The sequence below is a fragment of the Limnothrix sp. CMB-01 genome (assembly GCF_055193175.1).
Map to the genome: position 1 here is coordinate 4,299,653 of NZ_CM143720.1, position 15,077 is coordinate 4,314,729.

Here is a 15,077-nt window from a genome sequence, read left to right on the forward strand (position 1 = left end):
AATATTCAAGGACAGTGATGTTTCTATCACAGCGTAAAAACAATCCAAGAATATTGATTGGTAGGCTTCTCTCGTTAATACTTAGACGAAAATCATGAGTTTGATCAGCTCACTTGCTAAGACTTCCCAGTTTAAGGTTGGTCTTAAAAAGATGGGTCATGATGTATAGGGCAGGAATTTGCATGAGATAGACCTAACGAGCCGAACTTCCAAGGATGTTCGGCTGTGCCTTTACTTTGCCTTTACCTTTGGGAAAATTCTGGTCATGGGGTTGGTTAAATGAGTAGGATCACTGGGATTCTGCTAGACAACCGCCCTCAAGGTCTGATTGCTTTCTGGGTGGGAGGACTGCTGGAGTCGCATGGGCGGAAATGATTAGGCAAACCGGTGGCGGCAATTTTGCCAATCAATCCCCTTGGGGGTTGAGGTTTGGGTGGTTAGGCTGAAGTTGACAACGATCGAGGTCATTTGAGGTCAGTCATGCTATGCCACTCACGATCGCGCGGCCACAGGATCTAGGAGGTTAATTCAGCGGTGGGGGACTCAGCGATTGAAGTGCTGGTCGTGGAAGACAATCCCACGGATGCGCGATTATTGGAAATGATTTTGGCGAAGGTGACGACCCAAGGGTTTCGTTGGCGAAGGGTCGATCGCCTGAGCGATGCCCTGACGCTGTTGAATCAACGGCGGTACGATATTGTGCTGTTGGATTTGGCCCTGCCGGACAGCTACGGGCTGGATACGATTCGGCGGGTGCGATCGGCGGTGGCCGATGTGCCGATCGTGGTGCTGACGGGGTTGGATGACGAGGCGATCGGGTTGGCTTCCTTGCGCGAAGGGGCCCAAGACTACCTTTTAAAAGATGAATTGCGGCCAAATTTGCTGTCGCGGGCCATGCGCTATGCGATCGAGCGGCAACAAATTTTGGATGACCTGCGCCACAACCGCGAAGAATTGCAACGGCAGGAGTCGTTTTTGCGGGCAATTGTTGACGCGAACCCAAACTTTATTTTTGTGAAGGATGAACGAGGGCGATTCACCCTAGTTAATGAAGCTTTAGCAACGTTTTACAACACAACGCCTGGGCGAATGCTGGGCAAAACAGAAGCGGAACTAGGCGGAAACTCGGCCCAGGTGCAACATAGCCAGCGGGAGGAAGAATCGATTATTGAAACCATGCAAGAAAAATATATTGCCCAGGAGCCACGCCGCAGCTCAACGGGCGAAGTGCGTTGGTTTCAAACCATTAAAAAGCCCTTGATGTTGCCCAATTCAACCCAACGGCAACTGCTGGGCGTGATTACGGATATTACGGAACGGCAACAGGCGGAGGCCCTGTTGTGGCAACAGGCGGAACGGGAACAACTTCTGAGCCAAGTGACCCAGCAAATTCGCCGATCGCTAGATTTGGGGGAAATTCTGCAAACGACGGTGCAAACGGTGCGCGAAGTGTTGGGGGTGGATCAAACGGCCATCTATCGTCACTTGACTCCGGCGGGGATGGCGAGTCGATCGGACGCTGACCCATCCAGCACCCATGCACTGGAGCTGTCGGCGATGAATTGCCGTGATGCCGCTCCTCCAGTCTGTGGCAGTGAGGCGGTGACCGACGGGGCGGGCCTGGAGCGGTTGCTCTACCTCGTGAAGCATGAGATTTGGGAGGTGGAGGATGTGTTGGCGGACGATCGCTGGCCGGCCGCTTACCGGGATGCCATTGCCCAGGCGGGGGTGCGTGCCATCTTAGCCGTGCCCATTTTGCGAGGGGAAGCGGTGCCGGTGTTGCCGCTGAAAATGGACGATCGCCCAGAGGGCGGGGCCACCACGGGACATCCGCCTAATCCGCTTGGAGATGATCAGTGGGGACTGTTGGTGGTGTATCAGTGGCACGAACCCCACAGTTGGCAAGCCTGGGAAATTGAGTTTTTGAAGCAGTTGGCCGGCCAACTGGCGATCGCAATTCAACAGGCGGAGTTATATCGACGGTTAGAGTTGGCCAACCGAAAGTTGGAGCGACTGGCTACGTTGGATGGCCTGACGGGCATTTCCAACCGCCGCAGTTTCGATGAGGCCCTGGCCCGAGAGTGGCAAAGGGCCTTGCGCCAACAATCGCCCCTGGCAATCTTGGTGGGTGATATTGACTCGTTCAAAACCTATAACGATCGCTATGGCCATTTGGCGGGGGATGATTGCCTGCGCCAGGTGGCCCGCTCGATCGCCCAGGCCGTGAAGCGATCAACGGATCTCACGTTTCGCTATGGCGGGGAAGAATTCGCGGTAATTTTGCCGGAAACCCACATCGACGGAGCCATGACGGTGGCGCATGGCATTCTCGAAACCATCCGCGATTTGCAAATTCCCCATGCCTATTCGCCCGTGGCTTCGATCGTGACCCTGAGCTTAGGGGCCGCCAGTCTGATTCCGCGTGCCAATTTAGATCCCTCGGCGCTGGTGGCCGCGGCTGACTTGGCCCTGTTTGAAGCGAAAACCCGTGGTCGCAACCGAGCTTGCCCAAGCGGTGAGTTGTCCCACTGAGTTCTGTGGTGTGGGATCAACTCAGATCACATCAGTTAACTTGAGCAATTTCAGCAACTTTCAAATCACATCAGTTAACCTTAGTCAATTAACTTTAGTCAATTAACTTCAGCCAATTTCAGCAACTTCAGATCACGTCAATTAACTTCAGTAAATTTCAGCAAACAATCAGCAAACGAATTGCGATTTGTTTAGTTGAAAGACCTCAGTAACTCCAAAGAAAACCTAGTAAAGGGGCACTGAGCGATCGATCTCTAGGGCATAGGCATGAATGCCGCCTGTGATGTTTTTCACGATTTGATAGCCCTTCCCTTCCAGCCACTGACACATTTGAGCCGATCGCAACCCGTGGTGACAAATCACCCAGGTTTCCTGATTAAAGTTCAGGATTGATTCGATCATGGTGCTCCATTGTTCATATTCACTCAGGGGCAAATTAATAAATCCAGGGAGTTGCGACAAGGCCAATTCTTGAGGTTCCCGCACATCTACCAGTTGCACCAGACCGGTCGGTTCGCGTAAATAGGCTGCCAAATCTTGCACAGTCACGGTATCCATTAGCATTCGTTCCAAATCACGCTTCTGTTCAAAAGGGGCGAAAGACCGCAGCAAACTGCGATTAATTGAATTTGATCGAGATTGGCCGAGAAGAAAACCCTACGAAGGGATTCTTTATCACCATAACCCGACTTTTAAAAACAGGCGACTAATTGTATAAACCAGAACTTAACAGTGTCTTTTGTAGACGCTTCGGCCAATTTCAAAACAATTTTAAACAGCAAGCCGCTCTGAAATTGATCCCATTTGGGCTATGAAGTCGTGGTTTATACCATCGATCGGCCTTAAATAATCGCCATCGAAAATCGCCATCAAAGTAACTGACTTTGAGGTTCCAGGTTCCATGCTGATTGGTATGGATGAATTGGAAATTGAGATCAGGATTGGTCAGCCAGGCATAGCCATGATTGACCAGCAATTGATTAGGGAAATCGATCGGGAACCGATCGAGGCGGGGCCAAGGTCAGTCCTTCCGCAGCACAGCAGGTGATGAACCCACTGTTTTGGGAACGGATTCGCCCCTTGGCCCATAGAAGCCCTAGCCGAAGTTTTTGATGATGGCGCTGGCAAATTCCGAGCACTTCAGCGGCGGATTGACAGGCGGCTCCATCTGTCGAGCCAGATCGTAGGTCACTTCTCGCTGCTCGATCGACTTGGCCAAACCGGTCTTAATCAGATCAGCCGCCTCTTGCCAGCCCATGAATTCCAACATCATTACGCCAGACAAAATCACCGATCCCGGGTTGACCTGATCCAATCCCGCATACTTGGGCGCAGTGCCGTGGGTGGCTTCAAAAATGGCTGCGTTGTCACCAATGTTAGCCCCCGGAGCCATGCCCAAACCGCCTGCGATCGCGGCGGCCGCATCGGACAAATAATCGCCATTCAGGTTCATGGTCGCCAGAATTGAATATTCATCGGGGCGAATTTGAATCTGTTGGAAAATGTTGTCAGCGATCCGATCGTTGACCATCACTTTTTCCTTCCATTGGCCGTTGCCGTGACTGTCCCAAATGGCTTCCAGAACCTCGCGCACCTCTTGGCAAATGGCTTCCCGCTTTTCGGCGGGGTAGCTGTCATAGCCGGGGTCAATCAGCTTGGCGTTGTCCTCGATCGACAGGTCAGGATTCTTCTCTTGATTGCTCAGAATCCACGACTCCCGCTCAGTCACGCATTCGGCACGAAATTCACCGGTTGCCACCGCATAGCCCCAATCCCGGAAGGCTCCTTCGGTGTATTTCATGATGTTGCCCTTGTGAACCAAGGTCACGGCCTGTTTATTTTTGGGCAACCGCAGGGCGTTTTGAATCGCCCGACGGACTAGGCGCTGGGAACCGGTGATGCTGATGGGTTTGATGCTGATGCCGGAATCTAACCGAATCTGTTTATTTTTCAGTTCCGGAGTTTCGGGAATCAGTTGATTGTTCAGAAAATCAATCAATTGATCGCAGCCAGGAGTGCCCTGTTTCCACTCAATGCCCAGGTAGATATCTTCGGTGTTTTCCCGATAGATAATCACGTCCAGTTTTTCAGGGCTTTTGTGGGGAGAAGGCGTGCCGTTGTAATACTTACAGGGACGAACACAGGCGTAGAGATCAAAAATTTGCCGCAGGGCTACGTTGAGCGATCGAATGCCGCCGCCAACGGGAGTCGTGAGGGGGCCTTTAATCGCCATGCCATATTCCCGAATGGCCGTGAGGGTGTCTTCGGGGAGATATTGATAGGTTCCGTAGACTTCACAGGCTTCGTCGCCCGCATAGACCTTGAACCAGGAGATTTTGCGCTGACCACCGTAGGCTTGTTCGATCGCCGCATCAAGCACGCGCTGGCTGGCGGGCCAAAGGTCAATGCCCGTGCCATCGCCGCGAATGAAGGGAACGATCGGGTTGTCGGGGACGATCGGTTGACCGTTTTCAAAGCGAATTTTTTCACCGACGGTGGGGGGCGTAATCTTGTCGTACATGGTTGCGCGAAAAACGGATTGGGGTAACTATACCGTGCGACTCGCAATTCGGCGGGTCATGGCGTACAGACTCGATCGATCGGAGACATCGCCCATCGATCGGTTGATTGGCACTGGTCGGCACTGGTCAGCATCGATCGACGTTCATCGATGTTGTGAATCGGTATCAATGGGCTTTAGGTTGATTGGCCCCGGGTTGATTGGCCTAAACCGAGGCCAGGTCGATCGCCCGGCGGCGGGGCACTTCATAGCTCCAAAAGTCCTTAGCCATTTCCGTGTTGGGAAAAATCATTCGGGCCTCGTTCAGCAAATCGTGAAAGTCGATCGCGTTGCCCGGGGCGTAGCGGGGGCTGAAGTGCGTGATGATCAGGGTTTTGACCTGCGCCGCCAAGGCCACTTGGGCGGCCATGGTGGTGGTGGAATGGAGCCGCTCAAAGGCCAATTGTGAATCCGCGTGGGCAAAGGTGGCCTCGTGGATCAGCACATCGGCATCCTGGGCCAGCTCGATCGATCGCTCACAAAACACTGTGTCCGTGCAATAAACCCATTTGCGTCCTGGTTCCGGCGGCGCACAGAGGGTTTGGCCGTCAATTGTGCGGCCGTCGGGCAGGGTGACGGTTTCGCCGCGCTTCAGGCGGCCATAAACCGGGCCGGCGGGAATTTCCAGGGCCCGAGCTTTTTCAATATCAAATCGGCCGGGGCGATCTTTTTCCGTGACCGCGTAACCATAGGCCGGAACCCGGTGCTCCAGCAGTTGGCAATGCACCGTGAATTCGTCGTCTTCAAAGATTTTGCCCGGTTCCACGGTGTGGACTTTGACCGGGAAGGAAAAGCGCGTTTGGGAATAGCGCTGACAGGCTTTTAAATACCCCGATAAATCGGCCGGCCCGTAGAGATCGATCGGGTGAGGTTGCCCCGCCAAGCCAGAACTGGCCAACAATCCCATCAACCCAAAGATATGATCTCCATGCATGTGGGTGATGAAAATGCGGGTGATTTGGCTCGATCGCACTTCACTGCGCAAGAGCTGATGTTGCGTGCCTTCGCCGCAGTCAAATAACCAAGCTTCGGCCCGCTGAGGCAACCGCAACACCAAACTGGAAACGTTGCGCGATCGGGTCGGTACGCCAGAACTCGTGCCCAAAAACGTCACTTCCAAGATGGTCGCTGCTCCTGCGAATCGATCGCCCCTATCTTGCCACGGGCGGGGCCGTTCGTTGCACCCGGAAGCACCCCGGTCGATCGGGTCTGGCAACCACTCCCATTTCGCGTCTCAAGGGCTGATGCCCATGGTTTGGGGGCAATTAACCGGAGCTATCGGGGTTGCCGATCGCCGGGTGGTAGCGACCTGCTAGCAGTTCCGATCCTGATGCGCCCATCACCTCGGATAGATAGTCGGCGGTGGCCCCCACGGCGGCGATCGCCCGATCGTAGTCCAGCCGGGTCGGGCCCAAAATGCCCACACTGCCAAGGGGCGATAGGCCGTTGCCGTAGAGGGAAGAAATGAGCGTGTAACCCTGAATGGGTTCCCAGGGGTTTTCCATGCCAATGCGGATGCGCACCCGGCGCTCATCTTCTGGCTCATCAAAAATCAGCGACCACAGTTGATCTTGTTCCGCTTCCAGCAGATGAATCAGGGTTTGCACCTGTTGCAGCTCCGAAAACTCTGGTTGGCGCAACACCTCCGACACGCCGCTAATCAAAATTCGGGTGGCGATCGGGGTTTGGGCCCGGCGCGCCAAATGAATCAAGGCTTCCCGCAGAGCTTGGCCCCGGCGATCGAACTCCCGGCCCAGCTCATCCCAATCCAAATGGGCCACGGCCAAAAGGGAGTGATCCCGCAGGCGAGCATCCAAAAAGTTCGACAGAATCACCAACTCCCGCTCCAGGGTTTCCGGATCCGGTAGGGGAGCCTCTTCGGTGTTCGGTAAGGGCACGATCGCGGAATGGCTTTGGTAATCATCCGTCACCACCAACACCATCACCCGATCGACTTCCATGGGCAGCAGTCGCACATGGCGCACCTGAACCGTGCGGGTTTGGGGCAAGGCGATCGCCGCGATGCAACCGCTGAGGCGAGCCAACAACTGGGCCGCTCCCTTCAGCAACACTTCCAAGTGGGGCGACGAAGCATCCAGGCGATCGCTCAGGAGTTGATTCACCTTTTGGGCTGTGCGATCGGACGGGACAGCGCAACGATCGACATAGACCCGATAGCCCGAGTCCGATGGGACGCGCCCGGCTGACGTGTGGGGTTGGTAGAGTAAGCCGGCCTTTTCCAAGGCCCCCATGGCATTTCGCACCGTCGCCGGACTCGCATCCAGTTGATATTCTTCCACCAGCACCTTTGACCCCACTGGCTCGGCCGTGGAGATGTAGTGACGGATGGTGGCGAACAAAATGCGCTCTTGGCGTTCGGTGAGCTGAAACTCCATAAATTAGGAAAAATCGAAAACGGCGATCAGTTGGATGGGGCAATGAAAACGGGGGGCGCGATCGGGGCGATCGCCCTGGCAGAATGGCTACCAATGAGACTGGGCGGGTCGATCGCCTAGCACTGGGCAGGCGGTTAGAAGCTCGACTGCCTCCTATTGTAGGGGGCGGCGGCGGGAGCAATCTGTCATAGCTGCAACTTAGATCTGAATTGAGTCTGAATTGGATCTGAATTGGATCTGGATTGGGACTTGGCTAAGAGTGGAGTTAGAGCTGAGTTGAAACCGAAGCCCGATGAGCGAATTGCAGTCTAATGGACGGTTAACGGGCGTTTTCAAGCGAACATTACTAATCAATCTTGTCAATAAACATCGTCATGGACGATCGAATCAAGGGACGCTGGGCTGCTCAAGGGTTGGCGGCGATCGGGGCGATCGGACTGTTGGGGGCTGGAGTTGCCGGGGCCACGGAGCCAGCCCAACCCCGTTGCTTGGCGGATTTGCCCGCCGCGATCGCCCAATGGCAACAGGATCCCCGCTGGGCCCGATCGCACTGGGGATTCCTGGCCCGCACCTTGGATCCTGCCAATCCCCAAACCTTGATTCAGGGGCAAGCTCAACAATTTTTTGTGCCAGCCTCCAATGCCAAGTTGTTTTCCACGGCGGCGGCCCTGGCGGCGTTGGGCCCCGAGTTTCGATCGCCCACGTGGGCCTATTGGCGACCCAAAAGCGCCACCCAACCCCGGCCCGCTTGGTGGATTGTGCCCGGTGGTGACCCCACCATCACCCACCAACAGCTCCAGGCTTGGGCCGATCGCCTGGCGACCTTGCACCCGCCAACGGAGGCGCTGGATGTGGTGGTGTTCGATCGCTCAGAAACTCCGCCCAGTTGGGAATGGGATGATTTGACCTATGGTTACGCTCCCGTGGTGAACCGGGCCATGGTCGATCGCAACGCCGTTTCCTTGACCTTTCGCCCCCAGTTTTTGGACGGTGCGCCGAGTTTGGAAGTGCAAACCCAAGAGCCAGTGGAAGGGTTGTTGACTTGGTTTCAGCCTCGGGGATTTCAGGCTTTGCCGGCCGACGCGGAACCCACCTGGCAATTGCAACGCGATCGACAAACGGGATTGATTCTGTTCACTGGGGGGCTGCCCACGGGCACATTGGCCCAAGCGGAAGTGGCCCATCCCAGACCGGGCCAACAATTCGCTTGGCTGATTGCCGATCGCCTGTCGGAGCAATTTTTTCGCCAGGTGCGATCGCACCCGTTGGTGGCCCCGCCGCCACCGCCGACTGTGAATTGGCAGCGATCGCCCTTGGAAGTGGCCCCCCTGCCTGCCCCTGCCTACGATCGGTTTCGGAATCCGCCCGTTGTCCCGATCGTGAATCTCCGGAATCCGCCCGGGCCCTTGGGACAGCCCACGGCGGAACTGGCATCCGCCAATCTGGCGGCGGTGATTAGCCAGGTGAACCAAGCCAGCGATAACTTGGGGGCGGAGGCCCTGTTGCGTTGGTTAGATCCCGATCGCCCCATGGATCGGCTCACAACCGTCTTGACTGATTTGGGTTTGGATCCAACGGCCTATCGGCTGGTGGACGGTGCGGGCCTGTCGCGCCAAAACCTGGTTAGCCCCGAGGCGATCGTGCAACTGCTGACGATCATGGCTCGATCGCCCCATGCCCAGATTTACGAAAATTCCCTGCCGATCGCGGGGGAAACCGGCATGTTGGCCAACCGCTTTCGGGACACTCCCCTAGCGGGCCAGTTACGCGCCAAAACCGGTACGCTGACCGGCGTGGCGGCCCTGTCTGGCTATCTGAACCATCCTGAGTGGGGGCCCGTGGCCTTTAGTTTGATGATTGACCACGCCAACACCCCCACCCGTGACCTGCGGGCCGCGCTGGATCAGGTGGTGCTGTGGCTGTATGGGGCGCGATCGTGTGCCAACTGAGCCATTCCCAGCCGTCTTGGATTCATCCTCAGCGCAAGAAATTCGCTGGATCCTGATCGCGGCGGTGCTTGGTGGGAATCGGTGGCCCCTGGCGATCGCCCGCCAAGGCCGCCGTCGCCTCCAGGGCTTCACGCAGATATTTCGCCGCATAAATCGACATATCCCGAGGCACGCTGATTCGATCGCGCAGATATCGCAACGCCACATCCGACCCCGACGGCGGCACACAAACCTCACCCGTCATCATCCGCGTCAGGGCACAGCGCAACGCCTGATCCACCAGCTCATCGTGACTGGGATTCACCCGAATTAAATTCGCCCGATGCTTCACCATCCGAAATAGGGCCTCCGATCGGGCCGTGTCTGGCTCCTCATAGGTTGCGTCCGGCAAGCCCAACCAAGGGCCATGATCCACCTTGGTTTGATTGATCGCAGTTTGTGGATCTTGGTTCTCCCAACAGCCGCCCATTTGTGGCGGCAAATCATGGGCATGGGTATGAAAATCGCTTTGGGTTCCGCGATAGGTCGATCGAGTTTCCATCGCCGCAAACCAATCTTTCAAACGGGGATTTTCGTCCCGTAATGAATAGCCTTTGTAGTAAAACAAGCTGGCATTCATCCGCTCCACATAGGGTGTGAAAATTACATCTGCCGTACTGAATTGATCTAAAAAATAAGGCCCAGAAGTTGCCGCCAGGGCCGCCTCAACGGAGGTCACCACCTCCAGAAATTGCCGCCGGTTTCGAGCCTCCTGCTGCTCAGATAAGGTTGGATAGCAAAGCCAGGAACACCAAGCCCGAAACAGCAACCGTTCCAAACGGCGCAAAGGCAACACCAGCGCCGACTCCATGCCATAGATCAATGGCCCAAATGCCTGCTCCAAAGCCAGCAAAATATCATCACTTTCCGTGATCAAATACCCATCTAGTTCCAGGGCTGGCAACATGCCCGAGGGCACTTTTTGCTTATACCATTGCTCCTTTTGGCCATAGCAAAACATCGTGACCTTTTCGATGCGGTAAGGAATTTGCTTTTCCTCTAGCCAAAGCCAAACCTTTTGGCAATAGGGACACCAAGCGTGGTGATCGCGATAGAGCGTGACGCGGGGTTCAGCGTCCGGCTGCCCAAAGAGTCGCAATTTTGCTTGGGAATTGGTGGGCCCATGAACTAAGTTCGGTTGCCATTGGGTCAGCGCTGCTAAATCAGTCCAAGATAGGGGGTCGCGGGTCATGGTTGGTGATGTAGCAAGCCTATTCAAGGTTTCATTCAGTTCTAGATTAGGATATGCAGCCCGGTTTGATAACGTGAAACATACCCAAATTTAGTTTTGAGCTTTTTTGGGCTTTTCTTTTTTGGGCTTTTTCAATATCTGCTGAAGTATTGGTGACTGAGCCTTTGCCATAGTCCCTTGGTGTTGCTCTAGGGGCTTGATTCCAGATTTTTAACTCCAGATTTTAACTTCAGATCTTTAACTCCAGATTTTTGGGTTATTGCTTTAATAGCTCCTGGATCATATTCGCCAATTGCTTGAGCTTAACGGGTTTGTTCAAGTAGGCGGTGGCTCCCGCTTGCAAGCACCGTTCCTGGTCGCCTGCCATAGCGAGGGCCGTCAAGGCAATGATCGGCAAGGATTGAAAGTCGGGATCTTGGCGAATTTGGGCAATGGCCGTCAGCCCGTCCATTTCTGGCATTTGGATATCCATTAACACCAAAGCGGGTTGGTGCGATCGCACCATTTCAATAGCTTCTCGGCCATTTTGGGCCGATAGAATCTGATAGTTTTGTGCCTTTAGATAGCTGGAAATGGTCATGATGTTGGCTTCGTTATCTTCCGCCAACAAAATTAATGGCTGACCGGTTTCAATCGCTTGCAAGTCAATCAATTGGGTTCCGTTGCAAGCAGGCAGTGAGCTATGGAGTCCCGGGGCTACTTCAGAAGCGCTGGGCGATCGCGTTGGTCCCTTTGACCAACAGGGCAAATACACCTGAAAACAACTGCCCTGGCCCACTTCGCTTCTGACGCTGACCCGACCGCCATGCAATTCAGTGATGCGCTTCACCAGCGCCAAGCCTAGGCCTGTGCCTGCATATTGGCGGCTGAGGCGGCTGTCAATTTGTACGAAAGATTGGAACAGTTTTGATAGGTTTTCTGGCGCGATGCCAATGCCTGTGTCGCGAACAGTGAAGCAAATTTGGGCCGGTCGAAAATCTGAATAGGAACTTTGGGAGCTTGACGCTTGGGAACCTGAAGCTTGGGAATTTGAAGCTTCGATCGGCGCTGAAATAGATGTTGAGATCGGTTCTCGATCGAGCGGTTCATAGGGTGGTTTTTGCGGTGCTTCTTCCATCATCACCACCAGCTCAACGGCCCCAGAATCCGGCGTGAATTTAACCGCATTGCTCAACAAGTTGATTAAAACCTGCCGCATCCGTCGCCCATCCACTTGAATCGACAAATCCCGCAGATTTTCAGCGATCGAGGCTTTCAGGGCAATTTTTTTCTGCGAAGCTAACTGCTTCACAAAAGCCAAGCTGTTTTCGCACAGATCCCAAACCGAAACCAAATCCAAATCTAATTCCAGGCGATTGGCTTCAATTTTCGACAAATCCAGAATGTCGTTAATCAGCTCCAGCAAGTGCCGCCCACTTTTTTCAATGGTGGCAACGGCCTTCGTTTGTTCTGGCGTAATTGGCCCAAAAATATCTTCCTGCAAACTTTCCGACATGCCCAAAATGGCATTGAGAGGCGTTCTTAGCTCATGGCTCATGCTGGCCAAAAACTCATCCTTGAGCCTGGTGGCCCGTTCCAATTGCGCATTGGTTTGCTTGAGGGCTTCTTCGGTATCCTTGCGATCGCTGATATCGGCAAAGTAACCCACCAGTTCTAGGGGTTTACCTTGGGTATCGTAAACCACCCGAAACTCGTCATGCAGCCAACAGTAACTGCCATTGCTCTTCAAAAATCGATATTCGCGAACATGATATTTCAGGTCGTTTAAATTATGCAGGCTGTCAAGGACATAGGTTAAGTCTTCTGGGTGAATATGCTCTAGCCAAAAGGCATGATTCTGCAAAAATTCTTCTTTGGGATAGCCCAAAATTGATTCAATGTTGCGGCTGACGAAGGTAAATCGATAATTTTCGCCTAGCTGACAAGTGTAAATAATTGCTGGGTTGGACGAAAGAACAAATTCCAATCGTTCCTTCAGCGACTGATTTTCATGTTCTGCTTGTTTATGCTCAGTAATGTCATAGTTAACCCCAACCATGCGCAGAGGTTGATGGTTGGTGTCGTGCTCAATGATCGCAAAACATTGCACAAACCGTTGTTCCCCGTTAGGGCGGTTAATGCGCAGCTCCAGGTTTAATTCCCCTTGATGATTCATGATCGATTCCCTGAAGGCTTCCATCGCCATGGCATCTTCTGGATGTAAGCAGTTCAGCCAATCTTGGTAAGTGGGATCGCGATCGGGGTTGTGCCAGCCATAAATTTCACGAATGCGCGAATCCCATTGAACTTCATCTTGAAAGTTCCATTCCCATGTCCCGATCGCTGCCGATTGCAACGCCAAGGCTAAACGATTAGAAAGACTCGTTAGTTGTGCCTCTGTGTGTTTTTGATGACTAATATCCCGACAGACGCAAATTAAAGTGCCATCTTCGGACAATGTGAGGGACAGCCCTTCATAGAATGTGCTGCCATCTTTGCGCCGGGCGATCGCCTCTCCTTGCCAGGAGCGATCGCGCTGGAGCTGGGGCAAAATATGCTGCTCAAATCGTTCAGTTTCCAGGGGGTCATAGAACTGTTGCCAAGGTTGACCGATGAGTTCTTCAACCTGATCAAACCCAAGCAAATTGGCATGGGCTTGGTTTGCATAGGTCAACTGACCATTTTCAATGAGGGCAATGCCATCAATGGCAGCTTCCATCATTGCCAGTTGTCGCTGAATGGCTTTTTCAGCTTCTTTGCGGGATGTGATGTTTACTGAAATGCCACAGAGGCCGTAGGGCTGCCAGTCTCGATCGAGCAACAGAAATTTATTAGACAAAAACGTGTAGAATCTGCCATTGATTTCCATCTCTTCTTCATATTGCTGAAAACGACCGAGCCGATAGACCTCATTATCATTTTCATCCAGAACTTTTGCTAATTCTGGCTCAAACAGGTCTTGGTTAGTATTGCCTAAGATCTCGCGCTTAGTGCAGCCAAAAAACTTCAAAAATGATCGATTAACCAAAGTGTGGCGACCCTGAAGATCTTTGACATAAATAATAGCGGGGGCAAAATCAATAATTGCTTGTAACCGCGCTTCGCTGTCTTGCAAAGCCGCAGTTCGCTGCTCCACCCGCTCCTCTAGCTCTTGGTTTAAGCGCGCCAAGGCCCTCACTGCCAGTTCTCGTTCCTTGAACAGGGCGATCGCAGCCGCAACGGAACTGAGGGGATTAATTTCGATCGCATCCCACAGGTCTGGAGTGACGCGATCGAACCCAATAAACCCAAAAAATTGGCCATCTACCATCAAGGGCAGCATCAAAACTGCCGCCACCTCTGGTGCAATTAAAGCCTGAAATTCCGACATTGAAACATCGGAAACCAAGCTGTTAATTAATTGCCCTTGAGTTAGCTGAGAAAGGCAAGGGTTTGATTCAGGATGGCAACGCAAATTCTGAAATTGGGGATTGCTAAGCTGAGATTGAATGACAGGGCGACACCATTCCCCATGTTGGCTAATGAGAGAATTTCCAAACCGATCCTGATGCTTTTCAAACACATAGATCCGATCGGCTCCGGCAATGGGCCCCAGAATTTCCAAAATTGTTTGATAGATATTCTGATCCGTATGGTTGGATAAAAGTTGCTTTTGGATCTCAACAATTGCAGTTAGGTAGCGCTCCCGTTTGCTGAGCAAGGATTCAGATTCTTTGCGCTCTGTGATATCTAGATGTGTCCCTGTGATCCGCAAAGGGCGGCCCGTTGCGTCGCGCTCAACAACTTTGCCCCTTGCCAGCACCCAAACCCAGTGCCCTGATCGATGGCGCATTCGCAATTCACATTCATAGGCGCTGGTTTGGTTTTGAAAATGGCTATCCAGCGCCGAAACTACCTTCGGCCAATCTTCAGGATGGGTGTATTTTTGCCAGGTTCCTAATTGAATGGGGGCTAGTTCTTCGAGGGTATAGCCAATCATGTCAGCCCAACGTTCGTTGAGGGTGACCTCGCCGCGATCGATAAACCAATCCCACAATCCCAACCCAGAACTTTCGATCGCCAATTGCAACCGCTCTTGAACTGCTTCTAATTGGGATGCCCCTAAGCGCTGTTCTCTACGAATTTGGGCCTCACGAATTTCGCGACGGATCACTTCCGGGAGGCGGGTGGTATTGCCCTTAACAAAACAGTCCACCGCGCCCGCCTGCATGAGGTCAACGGCTAGGCTATCCTCGATCACCTCTGAAATAACAATCAGCGGTATATCACGTTTGGATGATTGTAGAATTTTGAGAACATCAAAGGCACTTAATCCAGCATCTTGATGATTAGAGATAATTAAATCCCATGACTGTTTTGCCAGGGCAATTTGTAATTGCTTGGTATTTTTAACCCACTTCCAACTTAAATTAAAGTGATGATGATAAAGT

At 53.2% G+C, this 15,077-nt stretch carries 9 protein-coding genes; 3 read left to right on the forward strand and 6 right to left on the reverse strand.

The window, feature by feature from the left end; all coding sequences use genetic code 11:
* The first annotated feature begins 534 nt into the window (after positions 1-534).
* Entirely contained in the window at positions 535-2,532 is a 1,998-nt protein-coding gene (locus ACZA91_RS17795) for a diguanylate cyclase domain-containing protein (RefSeq protein WP_099534283.1), read from the forward strand.
* Between the two features lie 225 nt (positions 2,533-2,757).
* On the opposite strand, the gene ACZA91_RS17800 is transcribed toward ACZA91_RS17795, so the two are convergent.
* The 4 genes from ACZA91_RS17800 to hrcA form a co-directional block, all read right to left on the reverse strand.
* Complete coding sequence (locus ACZA91_RS17800) at positions 2,758-3,090, reverse strand: rhodanese-like domain-containing protein (RefSeq protein WP_099534306.1); 333 nt, start codon at positions 3,088-3,090, stop codon at positions 2,758-2,760.
* A gap of 538 nt (positions 3,091-3,628) precedes the next feature.
* Entirely contained in the window at positions 3,629-5,053 is a 1,425-nt protein-coding gene (locus ACZA91_RS17805; protein WP_463183796.1) for an NADP-dependent isocitrate dehydrogenase, read from the reverse strand.
* 205 nt (positions 5,054-5,258) lie between these two features.
* On the reverse strand, positions 5,259-6,212 hold the full coding sequence (locus tag ACZA91_RS17810) for a ribonuclease Z (protein WP_463183797.1): 954 nt from the start codon (positions 6,210-6,212) through the stop codon (positions 5,259-5,261).
* Between the two features lie 145 nt (positions 6,213-6,357).
* Positions 6,358-7,488, reverse strand: a complete 1,131-nt coding sequence (hrcA, locus tag ACZA91_RS17815; protein ID WP_463183799.1) for a heat-inducible transcriptional repressor HrcA — start codon at positions 7,486-7,488, stop codon at positions 6,358-6,360.
* Here hrcA and ACZA91_RS17820 point away from each other — a divergent pair.
* Both ACZA91_RS17820 and dacB read left to right on the forward strand, forming a co-directional pair.
* Positions 7,432-7,608 (forward strand): hypothetical protein, encoded by a 177-nt coding sequence (locus ACZA91_RS17820; protein ID WP_463186490.1) that lies wholly within the window; start codon positions 7,432-7,434, stop codon positions 7,606-7,608. The two genes, hrcA and ACZA91_RS17820, sit on opposite strands and share 57 nt — an antisense overlap.
* A 254-nt stretch (positions 7,609-7,862) precedes the next feature.
* A complete protein-coding gene (gene dacB / locus ACZA91_RS17825) occupies positions 7,863-9,437 on the forward strand; it encodes a D-alanyl-D-alanine carboxypeptidase/D-alanyl-D-alanine endopeptidase (protein WP_463183801.1) in 1,575 nt (524 codons plus the stop codon).
* Between the two features lie 28 nt (positions 9,438-9,465).
* Here the strand turns inward: dacB and ACZA91_RS17830 are convergent, their stop codons facing one another.
* Together ACZA91_RS17830 and ACZA91_RS17835 are read right to left on the reverse strand one after the other, a co-directional pair.
* Positions 9,466-10,668 (reverse strand): glutathione S-transferase family protein, encoded by a 1,203-nt coding sequence (locus ACZA91_RS17830; protein WP_463183803.1) that lies wholly within the window; start codon positions 10,666-10,668, stop codon positions 9,466-9,468.
* 256 nt (positions 10,669-10,924) lie between these two features.
* Entirely contained in the window at positions 10,925-14,887 is a 3,963-nt protein-coding gene (locus ACZA91_RS17835; RefSeq protein WP_463183805.1) for a PAS domain-containing protein, read from the reverse strand.
* Positions 14,888-15,077: the final 190 nt, after the last annotated feature.

What these genes read in the sequence shown, in the direction of transcription:
- ACZA91_RS17805 (WP_463183796.1), bottom strand. Translation starts at nt 5,053, where the DNA reads ATGTACGACAAGATTACGCCCCCCACCGTCGGTGAAAAAATTCGCTTT.
- ACZA91_RS17800 (WP_099534306.1), bottom strand. Translation starts at nt 3,090, where the DNA reads ATGGATACCGTGACTGTGCAAGATTTGGCAGCCTATTTACGCGAACCG.
- hrcA (WP_463183799.1), bottom strand. Translation starts at nt 7,488, where the DNA reads ATGGAGTTTCAGCTCACCGAACGCCAAGAGCGCATTTTGTTCGCCACC.
- dacB (WP_463183801.1), top strand. Translation starts at nt 7,863, where the DNA reads ATGGACGATCGAATCAAGGGACGCTGGGCTGCTCAAGGGTTGGCGGCG.
- ACZA91_RS17830 (WP_463183803.1), bottom strand. Translation starts at nt 10,668, where the DNA reads ATGACCCGCGACCCCCTATCTTGGACTGATTTAGCAGCGCTGACCCAA.